The organism is Burkholderia sp. AU27893 (assembly GCF_002223205.1).
Lineage (GTDB): Bacteria > Pseudomonadota > Gammaproteobacteria > Burkholderiales > Burkholderiaceae > Burkholderia.
Map to the genome: position 1 here is coordinate 2202855 of NZ_NKFD01000004.1, position 21791 is coordinate 2224645.

A 21791-nucleotide genomic window follows, 5' to 3' on the forward strand; every position below is an offset into this window, starting at 1 on the left:
GGGCCCGGCGGCTGGGCTGAGTGCCCCGCCGGGCGGGCGTTTGCGGCGGATTCCACCATTCGGGGAGTGCGCGATGACGCGACCGCAACGAAAGGGTCGGATCGCCCTCCGGCGACCCGACTTTCCGTCGAATTTGATTCCTTGGGTGCGTTAATGCGCGGATTTATTCCACAGTCCGTTGCAATGTCGATCGAGCACCGGCGCAGCGCGCCGGCACCGGCTGCCCGGCTCAGCCCGCCGCGCCGTAGCCGCCGCCGCCCGGGGTTTCGACGACGAATACATCGCCCGGCGCCATCTGCGCGCGGGCGATATGGTCGAGCGCCTCGACCGTGCCGTCCGCGCGCTCGATCGTGTTGCGGCCGAGCGCGCCGGCCTCGCCGCCCGCCGCGCCGAACGGCGCGTGGATCCGGTTGTTCGACAGGATCGACGCGGTCATCGGCGCCAGGAAGCGGATCCGCCGCACCGCGCCGTCGCCGCCGCGCCAGCGCCCGGCGCCACCCGACCCGGCGCGGATCCGGTGCGAGTCGAGCCGCACCGGGTAGCGCCATTCGAGCACCTCGGGATCGGTGAGCCGCGAGTTCGTCATGTGCGTCTGCACCGCGCCGACGCCCGCGAACCCGTCACCGGCGCCGCTGCCGCCCGCAATCGTCTCGTAGTACTGGTACTGATCGTTGCCGAATGTGAAGTTGTTCATCGTTCCCTGGCTCGACGCGACGCAGCCGAGCGCGCCGTACAGCGCGTTGGTGATCGCCGACGACGTCTCGACGTTGCCCGACACGACCGCCGCCGGATACTCGGGGTTCAGCATCGAGCGCGCGGGCACGATCACCGTGAGCGGTTTCAGGCAGCCGGCGTTCAGCGGGATGTCGTCGCCGACCAGCGTACGGAACACGTACAGCACGGCGGCCATGCACACGGCCTTCGGCGCGTTGAAGTTGTTGTCGAGCTGCGCGGACGTGCCCGTGAAGTCGATTTCCGCGCGCCGCGCCGCCCGGTCGACGCGGATCGCGACGCGAATCTCCGCACCGTTGTCGAGCGGGTAGCGGTACGCGCCGTCCTGCAGCGCGCCGATCACGCGCCGCACGGCTTCTTCCGCGTTGTCCTGCACGTGCCCCATGAACGCGAGCACGACATCGCGGCCGAACTGCGCGACCATCCGGCGCAACTCGTCGACACCCTTCTGGTTCGCGGCGACCTGCGCGCGCAGGTCGGCCATGTTCTGCTCGACGTTGCGCGCCGGGTAGCGGCCCGATGCGAGCAGCGCACGGGTGTCCGCGTCGCGCAGCGTGCCGGCCGACACGAGCTGCCAGTTGTCGATCAGCACGCCCTCCTCGTCGATGTGGGTCGAATCGGGCGGCATCGAGCCCGGCGTCGTGCCGCCGATGTCCGCGTGGTGGCCGCGCGAGCCGACGTAGAACAGCGGCGTGTCCGAACCGTCCGCGAACACCGGCGTGATGACCGTCACGTCCGGCAGGTGCGTGCCGCCGTGATACGGGTCGTTCAGCATGAACACGTCGCCGTCGCGCATGCGGCCGCGGTTGCGCTCGATCACCGTGCGGATGCTCTCGCCCATCGAGCCGAGGTGCACGGGCATGTGCGGTGCGTTCGCGATCAGGTTGCCGTCGCCGTCGAAGATCGCGCACGAGAAGTCGAGGCGTTCCTTGATGTTTACCGAGTACGCGGTGTTCTGCAGCCGCAGCCCCATCTGCTCGGCGATCGACATGAACAGGTTGTTGAAGATCTCGAGCCGCACCGGGTCGGCGTCGGTGCCGAGCGAGCGGCGCGTCGGCAGCGGCGTCGTGCGCGTCAGCACGAGGTTGCCCTGCGCGGTCATCTGCGCACGCCAGCCAGGCTCGACGACGGTCGTGCCGTTCTGCTCCGCGACGATCGCGGGGCCGTCGATCGCGTCGCCGGCCCGCAGCGTGTCGCGCACGTAGAGCGCCGCGTCGTGCCATTGGCCGCCGGAATGAAAGCGCACCGCGGAATGGGCGCGCAGCACGGCATCGTCGCCGTCGCCCGCGTGGCGCGGCGCGAGCGGTGCGATCTCCACCGGCGCGTCGGAGCGGCCGATCGCCTCGACCGACGCGAGCTCGGCGACGAGCGGCGTGCCGGGCATCAGGAACGCGTAGCGCTGCCGGTACGCGGCCTCGAACGCGTGCTGCATCTCGGCGACGCTGCCGGCCGGCACGTCGAGCGCCGAATCGGTGCCCTGGTAGCGCAGGTGCACGCGCCGCTCGGTCGCGATCCGCTCCGGCGGCACGCCCTGTTCGAGCAGCGCGCCGACGGCCTCGTCGGCCAGCCGGTCGAGCGCGGCATTCAGCGCCGGCAGCGAATCGTCGGACAACACGGCCTCGACCGCGCGCTCGCGCATCGCGGTCTGGTCGGCGAGGCCCATCCCGTATGCGGACAGCACGCCCGCCAGCGGATGCGCGAACACCTGCGTCATGCCGAGCGCATCGGCCACGCCGCACGCGTGCTGGCCGCCCGCGCCGCCGAACGTCGTCAGCACGTAGCGCGACACGTCGTGGCCGCGCTGCACGGAAATCTTCTTGATCGCGTTCGCCATGCTGCCGATCGCGATTTCCAGGAAGCCTTCGGCGAGCGCCTCGGGCGTCTCGCGCCGCCCGGTCGCCGCGTGGATCTCGTCGGCGAGCGCCGCGAACTTCGCGACCACGCCGTCGCGGTCGAGCGGTTCGTCGGCATGCGGGCCGAACACGCGCGGGAAATGATCGGGCTGGATCTTGCCGAGCATCACGTTGCAGTCGGTCACCGTCAGCGGGCCGCCGCGCCGGTAGGCGGCCGGCCCCGGGTTCGCGCCGGCCGATTCCGGCCCCACGCGCAGCCGCGCGCCGTCGAAGCCGAGCACCGAGCCGCCGCCCGCGGCCACCGTATGGATGCTCATCATCGGCGCGCGCATCCGCACACCGGCCACCTGCGTCTCGAACACGCGCTCGAATTCGCCGTGGTAGTGCGACACGTCGGTCGACGTGCCGCCCATGTCGAAGCCGATCACGCGCTCGAAGCCGGCCGCCTGCGCGGCGCGCACCATCCCGACGATCCCGCCGGCCGGGCCCGACAGGATCGCGTCCTTGCCCTGGAACGCATCGGCGCGCGTCAGCCCGCCGCTGCTCTGCATGAACTGCAGGTTCACGCCCGGCATCTCGTGCGCGACCTGCTCGACGTAGCGGCGCAGGATCGGCGACAGGTAGGCATCGACGACGGTCGTATCGCCGCGCGACACCATCTTCATCAACGGCGACACCTCGTGCGACACCGACACCTGCGTGAAGCCGATACGACGCGCGAGTTCGGCCAGCATGCGTTCGTGCGCGGTGTAGCGATAGCCATGGATCAGCACGATCGCGAGCGCACGCACGCCCGAGTCGAACACGCGGCGCAGCGACGCTTCGGCACCCTGAACGTCGAGCGGCACGACCACCTCGCCGTGCGCGCCGATGCGCTCGTCGATCTCGACGACGGTCTCGTACAGCGCATCGGGCAGCACGATGTCGAGGTCGAACAGGCGCGGCCGGTTCTGGTACGCGATGCGCAGCACGTCGCGAAAGCCGCGCGTCGTCGCGAGCGCGGTGCGTTCGCCCTTGCGTTCGAGCAGCGCGTTGGTCGCGACCGTCGTGCCCATTTTCACCATGTCGACGCGCTCGGGCGTGATCGGCTCGCCGGCCGCGAGGCCGAGCAGGTGGCGAATGCCGGCCACGGCCGCGTCGCGGTACTGCTCGGGGTTCTCCGACAGCAGCTTGTGCGTGACGAGCGTGCCGTCGGGCCGGCGCGCGACGATGTCGGTGAAGGTGCCGCCGCGGTCGATCCAGAATTGCCAGCGTGCGGCGTCGGACGGAACGGAGGAAAGGTGTCGGTCAGTCATGATGTCGGGTCGATGCGTCGTTGAGTCGAGGGACGAGCGCCGCCGCACGGCGCGCGTCGCGCACCGTGTCACGGGGTCGGTCAAAGGGGAAGAAAAAACGAAGGGCGGGCCGCCCTTGCCGCTTACGCGGCGTCGAGTTCGCGGCCGCGGGTCTCGGGCAGCGTCAGCGCGGCGACGATCACCACGCCGTACGCGGCGACCGCGAACAGGCCGATGCTCGTGCCGAGCCCGTATTGCTTGGACAGCGCGCCGATCAGGAACGGGAACAGCGCACCGATCGCGCGGCCCACGTTGTAGCAGAAGCCCTGGCCGGAGCCGCGCACGCGGGTCGGGAACAGTTCGGTGAGGAACGCGCCCATCCCCGAGAAGATGCCCGATGCGAAGAAGCCGAGCGGGAAGCCGAGCCACAGCATCGACGCGTTGGTCAGGTTCAGCGACGTGTACGCGAACGCGATCACCATCGAGCCGACCGCGAACAGGATGAAGTTCGGCTTGCGGCCCAGCCGGTCGGTCAGGTACGCGCTCGTCAGGTAGCCGACCCACGAGCCGAAGATGATCATCGCGAGATAGCCGCCGGTGCCCATCACCGTGAGGTGCCGCTCGGTCTTCAGGAAGGTCGGCAGCCACGTCGTGATCGCGTAGTAGCCGCCCTGCGCGCCCGTCGTCAGCAGCGCCGCGCGCAGCGTCGTCGTGATCAGCTTCGGCGCGAAGATCTCGGTGAGGCGCGGCGCATCGGCCACTTTCGCCTGCGCGGCCTTCTCCTTCTCGTAAACGTCCGGCTCCTTCACGTAGCGGCGGATCGCGACGACCAGCAGCGCGGGCGCGAGGCCGACGAGGAACAGCGCGCGCCACGCCTGCTCGGCCGGCAGCACCGAGAACAGCAGCGCATACAGCAGCGCGCACAGCCCCCAGCCGATCGCCCAGCCCGACTGCACGAGGCCGACCGCCTTGCCGCGGTCGCGCGCGCGGATCACTTCGCCGATCAGCACCGCACCGGCCGTCCATTCGCCGCCGAAGCCGAAGCCCATCAGCGCGCGCGCCGCGAGCAACTGGTGGTAGTTCTGCGCGAGCCCGCACAGCGCGGTGAACACGGCGAACCACAGCACGGTGAGCTGCAGCGTGCGCACGCGGCCGATCCGGTCGGACAGGATGCCGGCGATCCAGCCGCCGGCCGCCGATGCGAGCAGCGTGATCGTGCCGATGAAGCCCGCGTCGGCGAGCGAGATGCCCCAGGTCGCGACGAGCGTCGGGATCACGAACGACAGCATCTGCGTGTCCATCCCGTCGAGCATGTAGCCGACCTTGCAGCTCCAGAACGCGCGGCGCTCGCGCGGCTGCGCGTCCCCGTACCACGAGAACAGGCCGCTGCGCTCGGGGCTCGCGGGCTCCGCGGCGTGCGCCGCGAGGGTCTTGCTTTCCATGGTGGTGCTCCTGTCGTTATGCGCCGTCGAATGGCGATCGTGCGTGCGGGGGTGTGTCGTGCGGGTGCGTCGTGCGGGTCATCGCCCCGGCTCAAAATACGGCCAGCGACGCGTTCGTGATGTCGGTCATTAGCATGTGGCCGGGCGTATGCGCGATCGCGATCGGCAGCTTCGCGTCCATCAGCGCGGTTTGCGGCGTCACGCCGCACGCCCAGAACACCGGCAGCTCGCCGTCGCGGATCGTCACCGCGTCGCCGAATTCGGGGGCGTTCAGGTCGGCGATGCCCAGCTCGCGCGGATCGCCGAGATGGATCGGCGCGCCGTGCACGCCCGGAAACCGGCTCGTGATCTGCACCGCGCGGATCGCGTCGGCGCCGCGCATCGGCCGCATCGACACGACGAGCTGGCCGCCGAAGATTCCCGCGCGGCGATTCGGAATCGACGTGCGGTACATCGGCACGTTGCGCCCCTCCTCCACATGGCGCAGGCCGATGCCTTCGCGGGCCAGCATGTCCTCGAACGAGAACGAGCAGCCGATCGCGAACACGACGAAATCATCGCACCACAGCGCTTCCAGCGATTCGACGCGTTCGGTCAGGCGGCCGTCGCGGTAGACGTTGTAGCTCGGCACGTCGGTGCGGATGTCGAGATCCTCGCCGAGCACGTCGACCCGGAACGCGCCCGGTTCGCCGACGCCCAGCAGCGGGCAGGCTTTCGGGTTCGCCTGGCAGAAGCGCAGGAAATCGTGCGCATACGCCTCGGGCAGGATCGCGAGGTTCGCTTGCGCGTACGGCCCGCAGTGGCCGGCGGTCGGGCCGCGGAACGCGCCGTGGCGCACGGACTGGCGGAATTCGGAAGGGGTCATGAGGTTCTGTCGCAGATCGGTGTGTCGTCGGGATGACGGTGGCGTGTCATCGGTACAGCGAAGAGTAGAAAAGAAAAAATTTTGTCGCCAACGAGTTTTTTTGCGCTTCGTGTATAGAATTTCTTAACAGATCTCGGGGTTTTCCCCGGCTCCGTTCACTTTTCCTCACCGGCAAAGTGCGCGCTCACCCTCCGTCCGACCGCCATGAACACGCGTTTTCTCGAAACCTTCGTCACGCTCGCGAAGCTGCGCAACTTCCGCACGACGGCCGCCGCGCTGCACGCAACGCCGGCCGCGATCTCGCAGCGCCTGAAGGCGCTCGAGGACGAACTGCAGACGGTACTCGTCGACCGCGACAGCCGCGAATTCCGGCTCACGCCGAACGGCGAATACCTGCTCGGCTATGCGAAGGCGGTGGTCGAGGCGACGCAGGAGCTGCAGGCCGCGGCCTCCGGCGAGCGCCCGCTGCGCGGCAAGCTGCGGCTCGGCGTGATCGAGACCGTCGTGCACAGCTGGCTGCCGCACTACATGCGGCGGCTGGCGGCCGACTATCCGCAGCTCGAGATCGACCTGACCGTCGACGTCAGCGTCGTGCTGCAGCGCCGGCTGATGGCCGGCGAACTCGACCTGATCATCCGCGTGGAAGGCAGCGACGAGGCGTCGGTCGTGTGCGATGCGCTCGCGAACTATCCGGTGCGCTGGATCGCGCGCGCGGGGCTGCTGCCGAATACGCGCACGGGGCTCGCCAGGCAGGTGCTGCGGCAGCCGATTCTCACCTACGGGCGCGGTACGGCGCCGCATCGTGCGCTCGAAGATATCGTCCGCACGCTCGCGCATGCGCATGGCGTGCCGTTGTCGGACACGCGCATCACCGGGTCGCCGTCGATCTCGGTGATCGTGCAGCTCGTGCGCGACGGGTTTGGCGTGGCGGCGATTCCGGTGCTGTTCGTCGACGCGTTGATCGAAAGTGGTGAAGTCGTCGAGTTACCGCTGCAGCCGTCGCCGCCGTCGATCGTCGTGTCGATGTCGCGGCGGGCCGATGCGCCGCGGTTCGTGCATGGCGCGTCGATTGCGGCGCGGGCAGCGTGTCACGAGTATTGCGAGAAGAGCAAGCGGTTGCTGGTTGAGGCGCTTTGATGCGGTGCGGGCCGGTGGAGGCAAGGCCGGGCATCCCGCAACGCGCCGGCTGAATCCGTACCACGGCGAAGTCGAAGGGCACGGCCACACAAACGCGTGACCGTGCCCCTGTCACCCGGCATCAATCAGCCGGGGGGGTCTCCTGCTTCAGTGCCACCGCCCCGTATCCGTCCCCGGCGCGAACTCGATCCCCCGCAGCACTTCCGCAAACTTCGCAGTCCGCAGCACCGCGAATTGCTCATGCGCAGCCGTGGCCGCACTCGTGTTCTTCAACACGTCACGCACGGCCACCAACCGGTTCGGATCCGCACCGACGTCGCCGTTGCCGCTGACGGTCGACGTAATCGCCCAGATCGTCACCGTGCCGTCGCGCTCGACGCGGCCCGTCAGGTTGCGCAGGCCGGCCGTCGCCGGCGCCCACGGCAGGCCCGTCGCCGAATTGTTGCCCGCCGGGTAGCCGGCAACCGAATACGGCTGGCCGAGGTTCAACCCGTTCTGCAGCGTGTACGCGAGCTTCCACTGCTTCGCACCCGCGTCGTAGACCCACTTCTGCAGGCCCGCCGTCGTCTGCGCGGCGGCGTGCGTGTACAGGTCCGCGCCGCCCGTGTAGCCGTCGCCTTCGTCCGCGACATACAGCGTGTTCGCGTCGGCGAACCAGATCCCGAACGGATAGGCAAGCGTCGTCGCGGTCTTGTTCGGCGTGCTCGGGAAGCCGGCCAGCACGCACATGTTGTTCGGCAGGCCAGCCGTTTGCACAGTGGCGGCGTTGTATGCAAGCGGCGCCGTCGGCAGCACGGCCTTCGGCGACGGCACGCCGACGCCCGACGGGCACGCGGTGCCGGTCGTATCGACGAAGTACACGGTGTTCACGCCGTTGCCGCCGCTGCCCTTCGTGTAGTACACGACGTTGTCGTGCACCGCGATGCCGCGGAAGTTGTCGTCCTTGCCGATCTTGTCGGCCTTCGCGCCGAGCTCCGTGACCGAGAAGCTCGCGAGCGGCGTCGGCACGCCCGGATCCTGCTGCGCTTCGTGATGCTTCGCGCCGTCGATGAGCTGCGCGCCCGCGCCGAGGATCACGTTCTGCGGCTGCGGGTTCGCGCCGTTACCGGCGTTGCCCGACGTGTAGTAGATCTCGCGGCCGTCGCGATTGTTCAGGATCGCCGCGCGGCCGTTGTTGCCGCTGTACGCGTTCGTCTCGGTGAAGCGGAAATGCCCGTGGCGATCGATGCGCGCGATCGCGCGATAGAAGTTCTGCCCGTCCGGGTTGGTCGTGTCGACCGCGAGCGGCGTGTTCGAGTTCGACACGTCGATCGCATTGACCGGCGCAACGTAACCCATGAACGTCAGGTAGCGGCCGTCGAGCGACAGGTGCAGGCCGAGTTCCGACTTCGAGCTGAAGCTCGTCACCATCTGGTCGTGCGCGAAGCCTTTCTGCAGGCTGTTCGGCACTTCGAGCGTGCTGACGACACCGCCGGCCGGCGTGATCTGGTCGAGGAAGATGCGCGACGTGATGCCGAAGCTGCCGTCGTAGCGGTCATTGTTCCACACGGTCGGATAGGTGCCGTCGTTCGGCGCGCCGGATGCCGCACCGCACCCGCCGGTGGTCTTCGCGCAGTTCGGCGGCAGGATCGCGCCGGGCTGGACGTTGCTCGACACGTTGTCGTACACGCTGCGGCTGAGAACCAGGAAGCCCGGCACGAAACCCGGCTCGAAACGGCTGTCGCCGTCGTTGTCGTGCGGAGCAGCGTGCGCGCCGATGCTCGCGGCGATCAGCGTGAGTGCAAAGACGGGAACGGTACGATCGCGCAGCGCGCGGCGGCGCTTCGCGGACAAGGCGAGATTCGGCATGGACAAGGCTCCGTACGACAGCGAGTGAGGACGTTGTGGGTGGACAGACTGACGACGTGAAGCCCCGCCACCTTAGCCATGCTTGATGAAGAATTGATTGCACGCGATCCTGCGGAAACCCGCGTGAAAACACGGGCTGCCGAGTGTGGCGCCTTGTTATTGATCCGTAATGCGAAAGAAATGAATCAGACAGCCATTCAGGCGGACTGCCCCGCATGCGGCTGCGCGAGCTTGCCGTCGCCATACTCGCGCAACACTTTCGAAATCACGACGCGATAGCCGTCCAGCCAGCGCGCCTGTTTCGTCTTCGCCTCGAGGTGCGCCGGGTGCTGCATCAGTTGCTGCAGCGCCGCCTCCGACTCCCAGTAATAGACGTTCTGGATCAGCCCCGATGCGGCGTTCTCCCACGTCTCCTCGCCGAGATAGCCGGGCGTCGCGCGCGCCATGTCGGCGATCTGCCGGTCGAGCCGGTGGAATTCGTCGTCGTATTGCCCGGCGCGGAAAATGAAGGTCGACGCGTACATGCCCGCTCCATCGAAAGCGATTGAAAGAGCGCCGATTGTAAGGCAGGTGCGGCAGGCCGCCGTCGTTACGCAGCGAGCGTATCGAAGTCGGGCCGATCGGCGAGCCACGCGTCGATGCGTGGGGCGTCGTCACGCACGCCGGCCGCGGGCACCGGCATCGCGGCCAGGGCGTGCCGTGCCCGTTCAAGCGCCTGCGCGAAGCCGCGCAACTCGCGCGTCGCGGGCCGGTCGTCGGCGTGACGGCGCGCGAGGGCTGCTTCGATGTTCATGCCGATCAATGCAAGTTGCGCGTCGATGAAGGTCTGACACAGCACGCGGCAATGCGCGGATATCGACGCAACGGCCAGCAGCACCGGCACGATCGACACGGTCAGGTAGCCGCCGGGCGCAAGCCGCGACAGGGCATGACGTACGTCCTGCCCGCCATCGGTCAACGATGCGAACACCGCATCCCGCCACACCGCGCGCTCGAACACGAGCGCATCGCGATACGCGTCGAGCGCCGCGCGGTCCGCGACCTCTCCGGCCGTCACCAGCGGAATCGGGAATGACGATTCAACGGAAGATTGCGCGCTCGCCGTTTCGACGATGCAGTTCGCGCCGAGCCATCCGGCATCGTCGCGCCGCGCGGCCAGCACGCGCGACTGCAAGCGGTCGGGCAGCATCGGATCGAGCGGCACCGCGCGGCAGATCGACGGCTTGTCCGCATGCACGCTGCAGCGCCCGTCGTCGGCCAGCGCCGCGCAACGGCCGAGCGACGGATAGTCGTAGCCCTGCAGCGTCAGCGCGATCCATTCGCTCCCCGCGCCGCCGCTGCGATGAAACAACCGCGCCGACAGCGCATCGGAAGCCGCGACGTCGTCCGCATCGAGCGCGTGCTCGCGGCCGCCCGCACGCCAGCGCTCGCCGGTTCGCCGCGTCGGCACGCGACGGATCGTCAGCGCACCGACGAAGCGGTGCCCGTGCCGGAACAGTTCGCGCAACGACAGCGTCGGCGCGCTGTTGCAGCAGCGTCCGCAGGCGTTGCACGCGAGCAGCCAGGTGTCTACCACGGCCGCCGCACCGAATCCTGGTAGCGCGTGAGGATGAAGCGCGCGACGTCGTCCGAGTGATACGCGGCGACGAGCTGCGTGACCCACGGCTTCGCGCGATCGGCCTCGCGCACCGTCAGCACGTTCGCATACGGCGAGCGCGCATCCTCGAGGCTGATGCTGTCGCGTGCGGGTTGCAGCCCGGCACGCGCGGCATCGTCGCTGTCGATCGCGACGAACGCGGCCGTGTCGAGCGCAGCATAAAGGCGATCGCGCCGCAGCGCGACGAGCTTCAGCCCGAGCCGGTTGCCGGTCACGTCGCGCAGCGTCGCATGCAGGCCGGCCCGCTCGCGCAGCGTCACCAGCGTGTCGTTCTGCAGCAGCACGAGCGCGCGCGCCATCCCGCGCGGATCGGCGGGAATCGCGACCGTCGCACCGGGCTGCAGTTCGTTCAGGTTCTTCAGCTTGCGTGAATAGAGCGCCATCGGCAGCGTGACGGTCGGCGCGACTTCGGCCAGCGCGTAGCGTTTCTGCGCGCGCGTCGCCGCAAGCTGATGTGCATCCTCGAAACTGGCTGCGTCGATCCGGCCGTCGGCCAGCGCCGCGTCGATGCGCGATGCATCGTCGAATTCGACGACGTCAATGCCGAATCCTCGCGATGCGGCGACCCGCTTCACTTCGCCGAGGATCTGCGCATGCACGCCGCGCGTCACGCCGACGCGCACCGCCGGTGCGGCCGATTCGGCGGCCACGGTCAAACCCGAATGAACGACTGCGCACGCCGCCATCAGCCACGCGCCCACGCAAACCATGACGCGCTTCATGACGCATCCCTCAGAATCGTGCGAAACCCGATATGCGACGCGCCGAGATCGGCTTCCTGCTGTTCGCGCGACGACGCGCGATAGCGCACGCAGTAGTCGCGCGAGCACAGGAACGAGCCGCCCTTGATGACCATCGGCGTATCGTGCTTCCGCGTCGGCGGCGCGACGGCCGCCGTGTCGCCGTTCGTATGCGACTGATGCGGGCCCGTGTATGCGTCCTTGGTCCATTCCCACGCATTGCCGATCATGTCGTAGAGCCGGAACCCGTTCGCCGCGTAGCAGCCGACGGGCGCGAGCCCCGCATGGCCGTCCTCGGCCGTATCGAGCACCGGGAACACGCCCTGCCAGTAGTTCGCGGCCGGCTTGCCCTGCGCATCGCGCGGCGCCGCGTCGAGCGCTGCGTCGTCGCGGCCGGCCTTGCCCGCGTATTCCCATTCGGCTTCGGTCGGCAGGTCGCGGCCGAGCCAGCGCGCATACGCGAGCGCATCGCGCTGCGTGACGAGCGTGACGGGCAGGTTGCCGAGCCCGTCGATGCCGCTACCCGGCCCGTGCGGATGACGCCACGATGCGCCCTTCACCCACGACCACCAGGCAAGATCGCGCGTGTTCATCTCGTCGCGCGTCGGCACATGGAACACGGCCGCCCCGTCCTGCTGCTCGGCCTCGGTCACGTAGCCGGTCGCCTGCACGAACGCGGCGAACTGCGCGATCGTCACGTCGGTCTGGTCGATCCAGAACCCGCCGACGCGCGTGCGACCGTCGCCCGCCGGGCGCTCGTCCGCATAGCCGCGCGTGCTGCCGAACACGAACGCGCCGCCGCGCAGGTGCACCATCCCGGCTTTCGGGTCGTCGCGCCATCCGGCCGGCAGCCCCGAATAGCGCGCGCACTGCCGCTCCGAGCCGAGCGGCGCGAGCGCGCGGCCGCGATTCGCGTCGTCGAAGGCGCCGCCCGCCGGCGCGACGGGATTCGCATAGCCGGCCGCGAACGCGGCGGCGAACAGCGTGACGGCCAGCGCCGCGCCGATCGTCCAGAACCGGAACCGCATCGTGTCGCTCCCGGCTTCAGTAGTAGCCGCGCGGACGCAGCGGCTCGACGCCGCCGACGTTGCTCATGTAGGTCTTCCACTGGTCGACGAGCGTGCTGACCACCGACGGATTCTGCGCGGACACGTCGGTCGTCTCGCCGCGATCCGCCGCGAGGTCGTACAGTTGCCAGTGACCGTCGAGCGGCCCGAGCGGCGGCTCGGTCCACAACGCCTTCCAGCGGCCGTCGGCGCTGCGCAGGTACGCGCGGCCGTATGCTTCGTCGCCGAACGGCGCGGTATGCACCTCGCCCGTCGCCGTGCCCGTCAGCACCGGCAGCAGCGACTGGCCGGTGACCGGATACACGTAGCGGTTGTTGTAGACGACCTTGCCCTTGTTCTGGTCGACGCCCGTCAGCGTGTTGACGAGCGGCGGCGCCGGCTGCGACGGCGGCGTGACGCCCGCGACCGCGAGGAACGTCGCCGTGTTGTCGGTCACGTGCGTGAACGCGCGCAGCGTCGGCAACTGCTGCGTCTGGCCCGGCAGGCGCACGATCGTCGGCGTCGAAACGCCGCCTTCGGCCGAATAGCCCTTCGTGAGCCGGAACGGCGACGCGCTCACTTCGGCCCAGCGCAACCCGTACTGCAGGCGCTGCGCGTTCTGCTTGCCGTTGTCGGTGCCAAGCGTCGAGTAGATCGGGTCCTGCCCGTTCGCGGTATCGGTCGCCGTCGGGTCGGCGCCCGAATCGATCGGCCAGCCTTCCGCGCCGTTGTCCGACTGGAACATGATGAACGTGTTGTCGTACTCGCCGATGTCCTTCAGGTGCTGGATCAGCAGGCCGATGTTGTAGTCGAGGTTCTCGACCATCCCCGCATAGATCTCCATGTAGCGCGCCTGAGCCTTGCGCTCGGCCGGCGACAGGCTCGACCACAGCTTGTCGACCTTGCCGGGGCCGTAGTCGCTGTAGCCGTCCGCGGCCGAATGCACCGCGCTGATGTATTTCGCGGCGGCCGTGCCGTTGTTCGCGGTCGCGGGCGATGCCGCCGTGGTTTCAGGCAGGCCGTCGAACGGCTTGAAATCGGCGGGGATCAGGCCGAGCGCCTTCTGCCGCGCGATCCGCGCGTTGCGGATCGCATCGTAGCCGGCGTCATACACGCCCGCGTACTTGTGCAGCCATGGCTCGGGCACCTGCAGCGGCCAGTGCGGCGACGTATAGGCCGCGTACGCGAAGAACGGCTTGCCGTCGCGCTGGTTCGAATCGATGTACGAGATCAGCTTCTGCGTATAGAAATCGGTCGAATAGAACACGGCCGGGCTGCCGCCCGTGCCGCCCGGCTGCCCGGGCTGACCTGGCTGCACGTAGCGGCCGTCTTCCGTGTAGTTCGACGAGCCGGCCGGCTCGTGCGCGAAGTGATTCGTCGCCGCGCCGCCGAGCAGCACGTAGCTGCGCTCGAAGCCCCACTGGTCGGGCGTCTGCCCGCTGCCCGTCGCACTGCCGACGATCCCCGAGCCGATGTGCCACTTGCCCGCGATGTACGTGTGGTAGCCGGCATCCTTCAATAGTTGTGCGAACGACAACGCACGGTCATTCAGGTAGCCCTCGTAGCCTGGCAGCCCGCGCCGTTCGTCGGTCGGCACGCCCATCGTGCCTTCGCCGACGAGATGGTGGTCGGTGCCGGACACCAGCATCGCGCGCGTGATCGCGCAGACGGTGCCCGTGTGATGGTTCGACAGGATGCGGCCCGACGCGACGAGCGCGTCGAGGTTCGGCGTGTTGATCTCGCCGCCGAATGCATGGATGTCGGAATAGCCGAGATCGTCGGCCATGATGTACAGGATGTTCGGGCGTTTCGCGGCCAGCGGCGGCGTGGTGTTCGTCGGGGACGACGGCGTATCGCTGTCGACGCCGCCGCACGACGCGAGCGACATCGCGCCGGCAATCGCGGCGCAGACGACACGGAAACGAAAAGCATGCAACGGCGACGCGGACTTTTTCATTGTTCTGGAACGCTCGATCTACGGGATCGGCGATCTTAGCGTCGCGTACGCGGCAACCAAAGTCCGATTCGTCACATGCTAACGGGGTGACGGAATATGCGCGCAAACAGAATGCCCGACATCAGCGCACACACATGTGCGCGAGCGCGATGCGCGCCGAAACCGGCGCGCGGGAATCGTCGCGAGCACCGGAACCCGCGCTTTCGTCGGACGATTTCACGTGCGTAACGGGACGTTACGTCGTGTCGTTACGGCCGAACCCGTAGCAATACGTTACGTTTTCTCCGCCTCTGCATCGCCAGGAATTTTTAAATCACGATTTTTAGAAAATATCGTCTGATTAAACTGTAATGCTCTATTTATAAAAGAAAGCTTGTTAATGAATATCGAACTCGCAAACGTTTTACGTGACGAAAATATGCAACTCAAAAATTAGACGAATAACGACTTAACAAAATATACCGTTTAAAACAACGGCAGGCATGCCTCTTGCTGACTCCCCCCACCATGTGCCGCGTTCCACCAGGAACGAATAACCCGAAAATCGGGCGGGGCCTTATTTCGTACAAATGATTCCGGGGTCGGGGAAATGGTATCGAGCGCAAGGAGGCGATTGGCCTGGGGGGCCGTGACGTGCCTGTCGCTATTCGCGACGGCGCGCACGCAGGCACAAGACACCGTCGACGCACCGCCGTCCGCGGCGGTAAACGGCGGGCATCCGATTGCGCCGCCCTCGACGCTGCTGAACGCCGAACGCGTCCTTGAAGCCCCGAAGCCCACGCCCGGCGCGGGCCCGGCCGCGGCGAAGCCGGCCGCCGGCGCCGCATCGGCGGGCGCCCGGGCCGCCACCCGCCACGCCCTGCCGGAAGACCAGCTCGGCGGCACGGTCACGACCGATGCCGTGACGCTCGCCGGCCGCGATTTCTATACCTACTTCTCGCAGACGTGGTCGGAAATCCCGCTGAGCGAGCGCTACATGGTCGCCATTCACGAACGCCCGTCCGGGCGTTACGGCAGCCTGATCTGGGTCGAATTCCAGCAAAAGCGCGTATTCCAGACTTTCCTGCCGATCGCACGGGCAAACGTCAAGGCCGTGGCCGAAAGCGCCGCCGGCATTTCCTTTCAGACCGTCATTCAGGACGATCTTTCGAATTTGCTGTTTCCCGATTCGGATCTGGCCAAAGACGAAATTTAATCGATTAATCAAAAACGGGGGTTGGGGAAAATGAATCGAATCAGATTGAGCTTGATCGCCCTGGTCGCGATGACCGCGGTGTCGCCGTATGCGTGGTCGTCGACGCTGGTTTATCAGCCGAACAACCCGAATTTCGGCGGCAACCCGGCAAACGGCCCCAATCTGCTCAACGAGGCCAACGCGCAGAACAAGCACACGGATCCGTCGCTGTCGGCCTTTTCATCGCCGACGTCCACGTCATCGCTCGACCAGTTCAATGCGCAGCTGCAACAGGCGATCCTGTCGCGCGTCGCCGGCTCGGTGACGAACTCGATCGTCGGCACCAACGGCGAGCTCAAGCCGGGGACGATCAGCACGGGCAACTTCACGATCGTCGTGAGTGCGGCCGGCAACGGCAACCTGCAAGTGACGACCACCGACAAGACGACGGGTGCGACCTCGACGTTCATCGTCAGCAACGGCCAATAAATCAAAAAACGACTGAGCGAATCATGAAAAAAAATGCTGAACGCACACGCTTGAACACGGGGATGACACGGGTCGCCATGGGCGCGGTGTTGCTGCTGGCGCTGGCCGGCTGCGTCACGCGGCCGATGCCGGCGTTGAGCAACGCGACGCTGACGCCGCCGACGCGTACCACTCGCGACCTCACGCACCTGCCGCCGCCGAAGGGCAAGATCGTCGCGGCCGTGTACGGCTTTCGCGATCTGACCGGGCAGTACAAGGCGTCGCCGGACAGCTCCTTCTCGTCGCAGGTCACGCAGGGCGGCGCGTCGTTCCTCGTCAAGGCGATGCGCGACTCCGGCTGGTTCACGCCGGTGGAACGCGAGAACCTGCAGGACCTGCTGACCGAACGCAAGATCATGCGCGCCACCGACGGCGCGGATGCGAAGAAGGCGCAGAACGATGCGATGGCGCCGCTGATGCCCGCGAACATCGTGCTCGAGGGCGGCATCGTCGGCTACGACACGAACGTGCGGACCGGCGGGGCCGGCGTCGCGTACCTCGGGATCAGCGGGTCGACGCAATACCGGATCGACCAGGTCACGGTCAACCTGCGCGCGATCGACATCCGAACGGGCCAGGTGCTCAACAGCGTGTCGACGACCAAGACCGTCTACTCCTACCAGGTCGACACGGGCATCTATCGCTTCGTCGGCTTCAAGGACCTGCTGCAGGCGGAAGCCGGGCTGACGCGTAACGAACCCGCGCAGATCTGCGTGAACGAGGCGATCGAATCGGCGCTCACGCACCTGATCGTCCAGGGGGTCGCGAACCAGACCTGGGCGCTGAAGAACGACCAGGACTGGTACGACCCGACGATGCAGCGGTATCTGCAGGAAGACCGGAAATACGCGCAGGACATGGAGGACGCGAACACCGCGTACGACCCGCAGAAGATCGATCGCCAGGGCGCGTCCACTCATTAACCGGCGCAGGCCGGCCAGCGGAGAACACATGATGAATCGACAGCGTGATCGGAACGGGCGCGCCCGCGCGGCGTGGCGGGTGCTCGCGACCGTGTGGGCAGCGGCAACGATGCAGGCGGCTGCAGCGGCCCCCGTGCCGCTCAACGACCTCGGCCCGCCCGAACCGGCATTCGACTACAGCGGCAACATCGTCGCGGTCCGCCAGAGCGGTGTCGGCAATGCCGCGTCGCTGGACCAGGCGGGCCACAACGGCGCGCTGATCTGGCAGGCCGGCGAGGGCAACGCGATCGTCGCGCGGCAGGCCGGGGCGCAGAACTGGATCGCGGCGTCGCAGGCCGGCGTCGGCAACAAGCTGAATGCGACGCAGCGCGGCAACGGCAACACGTTGCAGGTGCAACAGAACGGCGCGGGCAATTCGGTCGACTCGACACAGGTCGGCACGTCGCTGTCGGCGCGCGTCACGCAGAACGGCAGCAACAACGCGGTGAACCTCGTGCAGGGCGGATCGAACACCGGCATCCAGGTGATCCAGACCGGCAACGGTGCGCGCGCGACGGTGCTGACGCGGTAACGGATATTCAGTTTGCAGGTGCTTTGCTTCAAGTGGTGTGACGTGTGGGACGTGAGAGCGTCCTCAATTGGCGGGGGTGCCGGCGAAGACCCACTTTTCCGGCGAATTTTCTTTCGAATCAGGAGCAAGAAATGAAGGTGACCAAGTCTGCAATCGCAATCGCAGTGCTGATGCTCGCATCGGCTGCCGCACAGGCCGATTCGTCGGGTAACAACGTGAGCGTCGGTCAAATCGGCAGCTTCAACTCGGCCACCGTCGAACAGACGGCGACGAGCGGTGATTCGGTGTCGATCAACCAGTGGGCAGCAGCCGACGATCCCCATTACGGGTTCGTCGCCAACGTGACGACCGCGGGCGGCAGCGGCGACACGACCGTGATCCAGCAGACCTCCGGGTGGGCTGAGCCGTATTCGAGCGTGAACGTGTCGCAGACGGGCACGTCGCATGAGCGGAACTATGTGACGCAGTCCGGTGGCGGCGACTTCTCGGCGACCATCACGCAGACGACGTCGGTCTACACGGGCGGCCCGCAATACGACACCAACACGATCAACCAGTACACCTACCTCAACAGCGCGTCGATCACGCAGCAGGGCGGCGGCTGGAACTCCGTGACGATCAACCAGGGCTCGCCGAGCCAGTCGGCGATCGTCAACACCGCGAACGTCACGCAGACGGACACGATCGGCAACACCGTCGGCATCACGCAGACCGGCAACAACGGCACCGCGAACGTCCAGACGACCTGGGGCGGCGGGAACGCGACGTCGATCACGCAAACGGGCGGCACGACCAACGCCAGCGTGACGCAGTTCGGCGAGATTGGCGACCAGGTCACGACGACCCAGAGCGGCACCGCAACCGCCACCGTGAATTCGTCGTTCGGCGCCGGCAACTCGACGACGATTTCGCAATCGGGCGGCGTGAGCGGCAGCAACGCCACGGTGCACCAGCTCGCGGCGGCCGGCAACGCGACGTCGATCACGCAGACCGCCGACGGCAACAACGCCACGGTCAACCAGTGGTTCGAGTCCGGCGACAGCGCGACGATCAACCAGTCGGCCGCGTCGAACAACGCAACGATCACGCAGCAGTACGGCTACGGCAACGGCGCGTCCATCACGCAAACGGCCGCGTTCAACACGGCGTCGATCACGCAAAGCAGCTCGAACGGTTCGACGGCATCCATCACGCAGTCTTCGGCGGACAACGTGGCGTCGGTGGCGCAGTCGGCATCGGGTTCGTCGACGACGGTGAGCCAGTCGGGCGACATCGGCAACTACGCCAATGCGTCGCAGACGGGTACGGATGACCTGCTGAGCCTCTCGCAAACCGGTGCTTTCAACATCATCAACGCGTCGCAAGTGTCGGGCACGGGCAACCAGGGCTACGTGACGCAGATCGGCTTCGGCAACAACGCCACGCTGCTGCAGCAAGGCAACGGCAACTACGCGAGCATCAGCCAGACGGGCGCCTTCAACACCGCGTCGATCAAGCAGCACTGAGCACCGCCGGTGTCACGAAAAGGCCGGACGGTTGCCCGTTCGGCCTTTTTTTCATTCGACAGGGGACGATCATGGTCGGCATTCACGATCTCAACGCCTATTTCGACATCGCCGCCAGTGCAGGCGGCGTGAACATCGTGCCGCACGTGCGGGCGGCCGCGCCGGTCGACGTGTCGTACAGCCTGCGCATCACCAAAACCGGCGGCGCCGGCTCGGCCTCGCTCACACGCTCCGGCGAATCGCGACTCGCCGGCGGCGAGGACCGGCCGCTCGCGACGCTGCGGTTGAGCGTCGATTCGGGCGACATCTGCATGGCGACGCTGGTCCTGCACGTCAATGGCGAGCACGCGGAGTATTCGGTGGACTGCAATCCGCATCGGGCCCCGAATTGAGCCGGTGCGGCGCGGGCCCGGCGCGAACGCCGCACCGCGGCCGCCTCACTCATCCGACGCCAGCATGCGCGGTATCTCGTCGACGAGCGCATCGATGACGACGCGCACCTTCGACGGCACCTGGCGGGAGGCCGGCCGCACCGCGAACACTTCGGCGCCCGACACGCTGTTGCTGTCCATCACGAGCGCGAGGCGGCCGTCGCGCAGGTAAGGCGCCATCAGCCAGCACGGCAGCCATGCGAGGCCCGCGCCGGCGGCGGCGGCATCGGCGATCGCCTGCAGGTCGTCGAGCCGCAGGCGGCCGGCCGGGCGATGGTCATGCACCGCGCCGTCCGCGCCGAGAACCCGCCACGGCGTCGGTTGTCCGCCGCGCGAGTACGCGATGCCGACATGCGACGCGAGCGCGTCGAGCCCCGCCGGCCGGCCATGACGGTCGAGATATGCGGGCGACGCGCAGATTCCCATGCGCTGCACGCCGAGCTTGCGACCGACGAGCGCGCTCGTATCGGCCAGCTCGCCGATGCGCACCGCGATGTCGAAGCCGTCGTTGACCAGGTCGGCCACGCGGTCGCTGAACGATACGTCGATCTCGAGCCGCGGATGGCGCTCGACGAGGCGCCGCATGACGGGCGCCACGCATTGCCGCCCGAACAGCACCGGCACGCTGACGCGCAGCCGCCCTGCCGGCTCGCGCTGCCCCGCGTCGAGCGCGGCCTCCGTCTCGCCGAGTTCGGCCAGCAGCCGCCGGCATTGCTCGTAATAGACGAGCCCTTCGTCGGTCAGGCCGAGCTGGCGGGTCGTGCGTTGCAGGAGCCGCGCGCCGAGGCGGCGTTCCAGCCGTGCGACGACCTTCGCGACGGCCGAGCGCGTGACGCCGAGCCGCAGCGCGGCCGCCGCGAAGCTGCCCGACTCCACCACGTCGACAAATTCGGCCACGCCTCTCAGCCGCTCGTCCATGCCATTTCGCTCCAGTTGGGTCACAGGGTTGTGTCCGCACAGGCGACAGTCATCGGCCAAATTCTCGCCAATGCGTCCGCGTGCGCAACACTATGATAGTCCGCTCTATCTCGAAAAGGAGTCGACATGCACGCATGGCAAGTGAAACCGGGCGACGGCGTGGCCGGCCTTCGGCGCATCGACGCGACACGCCGCGCGGTCGGGCCGACCGACGTGGTCGTGAAGATCCACTCGGCCGGGCTGAACTACCGCGACCTGATGTTCGCGCGCGGCGACTATCTCGGCATCGGCACGGACGCGCTGATCCCGGTGGCCGACGGCGCCGGCGAAGTCGTCGAAACCGGCCGCGACGTGACGCGCTTCAAGCCGGGCGATCGCGTGATCAACACGTACTTTCCGCACTGGATCGACGGGCCGCCCACGCCGCAGAAAGTCTCCGGGTCGCCCGGCGCGCAGTTCGACGGCGTGCTGGCCGAACATTTCGTCTCCGACGAAGCCGCGCTGGTCGCGATTCCCGCGCATCTGAACTACGACGAGGCGGCGACGCTGTCGTGCGCGGGGATTACCGCGTGGAACGCGCTGTTCGCCGACGGCGGCCTCGCGCCCGGCGCGACCGTCGTGCTGCTCGGCACCGGCGGCGTGTCGATCGTCGCGCTGCAACTCGCGCATGCGGCGGGGCTGCGCACGATCGTCACGTCGTCGAGCGATGCGAAGCTCGAGCGCGCCCGCGCACTCGGGGCTGACGCCACCATCAACTATCGCGCGACGCCCGAGTGGCAAAACGAGGTGCTGCGGCTCACCGGCGGCGCGGGGGCGGATCTGGTCGTCGAAGTCGGCGGCAAGGACACGCTGCCGCGCTCGGTCGCCGCGACGAAGCTGGGCGGCATCGTATCGGTGATCGGCGGCCTCAGCAGTTTCGCCGGCCCCGAACTCGGGCTGCTGTCGCTGATCGGCGGGATCCGGCAGCTGCACGGGATCATGGTCGGCAGCCGCGCGATGCTCGACGACGTCGTGCGGCTCGTCGACGCGAAGCAGATCAGGCCGGTGGTCGATCGCGTGTTCGGCTTCGACGAGGCGCCGCAGGCGTATGCCTATCTGCAGTCGGGGCAGCACTTCGGGAAGGTCGTGATCCGCGTCGCGCAGTAAGCGCATCGAGGCGGCGGGTCGCTCGGCCCGCCGCCTCTTCCGTC

Annotated in this window: 18 protein-coding genes; 8 read left to right on the forward strand and 10 right to left on the reverse strand. The window is 67.8% G+C overall.

Going from position 1 to position 21791, the window contains the following annotated elements; genetic code table 11:
- Nucleotides 1–229: 229 nt before the first annotated feature.
- The 3 genes from CFB47_RS29720 to CFB47_RS29730 all read right to left on the reverse strand — a co-directional run bounded on the left by CFB47_RS29720 (nt 230) and on the right by CFB47_RS29730 (nt 6166).
- Entirely contained in the window at nt 230–3880 is a 3651-nt protein-coding gene (locus CFB47_RS29720; protein WP_089463151.1) for a hydantoinase B/oxoprolinase family protein, read from the reverse strand.
- A 122-nt stretch (nt 3881–4002) separates the two neighbouring features.
- Entirely contained in the window at nt 4003–5301 is a 1299-nt protein-coding gene (locus CFB47_RS29725) for an MFS transporter (RefSeq protein ID WP_089457626.1), read from the reverse strand.
- Between the two features lie 91 nt (nt 5302–5392).
- The gene (locus CFB47_RS29730) at nt 5393–6166 is read right to left on the reverse strand and encodes a putative hydro-lyase (protein ID WP_089457625.1); all 774 of its coding nucleotides are present in this window, start codon (nt 6164–6166) and stop codon (nt 5393–5395) included.
- Between the two features lie 204 nt (nt 6167–6370).
- Between CFB47_RS29730 and CFB47_RS29735 the strand changes: the two genes are divergently transcribed.
- Nucleotides 6371–7303, forward strand: coding sequence for a LysR family transcriptional regulator (locus CFB47_RS29735; protein WP_089457624.1), 933 nt, complete (start codon nt 6371–6373; stop codon nt 7301–7303).
- 147 nt (nt 7304–7450) lie between these two features.
- On the opposite strand, the gene CFB47_RS29740 is transcribed toward CFB47_RS29735, so the two are convergent.
- From CFB47_RS29740 to CFB47_RS29765, 6 genes are all read right to left on the reverse strand, one after another.
- Complete coding sequence (locus CFB47_RS29740; protein WP_089463152.1) at nt 7451–9151, reverse strand: hypothetical protein; 1701 nt, start codon at nt 9149–9151, stop codon at nt 7451–7453.
- Between the two features lie 197 nt (nt 9152–9348).
- Nucleotides 9349–9675 (reverse strand): antibiotic biosynthesis monooxygenase, encoded by a 327-nt coding sequence (locus tag CFB47_RS29745; protein WP_089443247.1) that lies wholly within the window; start codon nt 9673–9675, stop codon nt 9349–9351.
- A gap of 65 nt (nt 9676–9740) precedes the next feature.
- A complete protein-coding gene (locus CFB47_RS29750; protein ID WP_089463153.1) occupies nt 9741–10727 on the reverse strand; it encodes a YkgJ family cysteine cluster protein in 987 nt (328 codons plus the stop codon).
- Nucleotides 10721–11530 (reverse strand): MetQ/NlpA family lipoprotein, encoded by an 810-nt coding sequence (locus CFB47_RS29755; protein ID WP_089463154.1) that lies wholly within the window; start codon nt 11528–11530, stop codon nt 10721–10723. The genes CFB47_RS29750 and CFB47_RS29755 overlap by 7 nt, the downstream gene beginning before the upstream one ends.
- Nucleotides 11527–12576, reverse strand: coding sequence for a formylglycine-generating enzyme family protein (locus tag CFB47_RS29760; protein ID WP_089463155.1), 1050 nt, complete (start codon nt 12574–12576; stop codon nt 11527–11529). The genes CFB47_RS29755 and CFB47_RS29760 overlap by 4 nt, the downstream gene beginning before the upstream one ends.
- Nucleotides 12577–12592: 16 nt before the next feature.
- Nucleotides 12593–14551: an arylsulfatase gene (locus CFB47_RS29765; protein WP_089463156.1), complete on the reverse strand. Its 1959-nt coding sequence runs from the start codon at nt 14549–14551 to the stop codon at nt 12593–12595.
- A 589-nt stretch (nt 14552–15140) separates the two neighbouring features.
- Between CFB47_RS29765 and CFB47_RS29775 the strand changes: the two genes are divergently transcribed.
- From CFB47_RS29775 to csgH, 6 genes are all read left to right on the forward strand, one after another.
- Nucleotides 15141–15746, forward strand: a complete 606-nt coding sequence (locus tag CFB47_RS29775; protein WP_089463158.1) for a CsgE family curli-type amyloid fiber assembly protein — start codon at nt 15141–15143, stop codon at nt 15744–15746.
- 45 nt (nt 15747–15791) lie between these two features.
- Nucleotides 15792–16214: a curli assembly protein CsgF gene (locus CFB47_RS29780; RefSeq protein WP_223274286.1), complete on the forward strand. Its 423-nt coding sequence runs from the start codon at nt 15792–15794 to the stop codon at nt 16212–16214.
- A 62-nt stretch (nt 16215–16276) separates the two neighbouring features.
- Nucleotides 16277–17176 (forward strand): CsgG/HfaB family protein, encoded by a 900-nt coding sequence (locus CFB47_RS29785; protein WP_089443253.1) that lies wholly within the window; start codon nt 16277–16279, stop codon nt 17174–17176.
- Between the two features lie 28 nt (nt 17177–17204).
- Complete coding sequence (locus CFB47_RS29790) at nt 17205–17747, forward strand: hypothetical protein (protein ID WP_089463159.1); 543 nt, start codon at nt 17205–17207, stop codon at nt 17745–17747.
- 131 nt (nt 17748–17878) lie between these two features.
- Nucleotides 17879–19252, forward strand: a complete 1374-nt coding sequence (locus CFB47_RS29795) for a hypothetical protein (protein ID WP_089463160.1) — start codon at nt 17879–17881, stop codon at nt 19250–19252.
- A gap of 71 nt (nt 19253–19323) precedes the next feature.
- Nucleotides 19324–19644 (forward strand): curli-like amyloid fiber formation chaperone CsgH, encoded by a 321-nt coding sequence (gene csgH / locus CFB47_RS29800; protein WP_089463161.1) that lies wholly within the window; start codon nt 19324–19326, stop codon nt 19642–19644.
- A 45-nt stretch (nt 19645–19689) separates the two neighbouring features.
- Here csgH and CFB47_RS29805 read toward each other — a convergent pair whose 3' ends face one another.
- Nucleotides 19690–20601: a LysR family transcriptional regulator gene (locus CFB47_RS29805; RefSeq protein ID WP_089463162.1), complete on the reverse strand. Its 912-nt coding sequence runs from the start codon at nt 20599–20601 to the stop codon at nt 19690–19692.
- Nucleotides 20602–20727: 126 nt separating this feature from the next.
- On the opposite strand from CFB47_RS29805, the gene CFB47_RS29810 reads away from it, so the two are divergent.
- Nucleotides 20728–21747 (forward strand): NAD(P)-dependent alcohol dehydrogenase, encoded by a 1020-nt coding sequence (locus CFB47_RS29810; protein ID WP_089457614.1) that lies wholly within the window; start codon nt 20728–20730, stop codon nt 21745–21747.
- Nucleotides 21748–21791 lie beyond the last annotated feature (44 nt).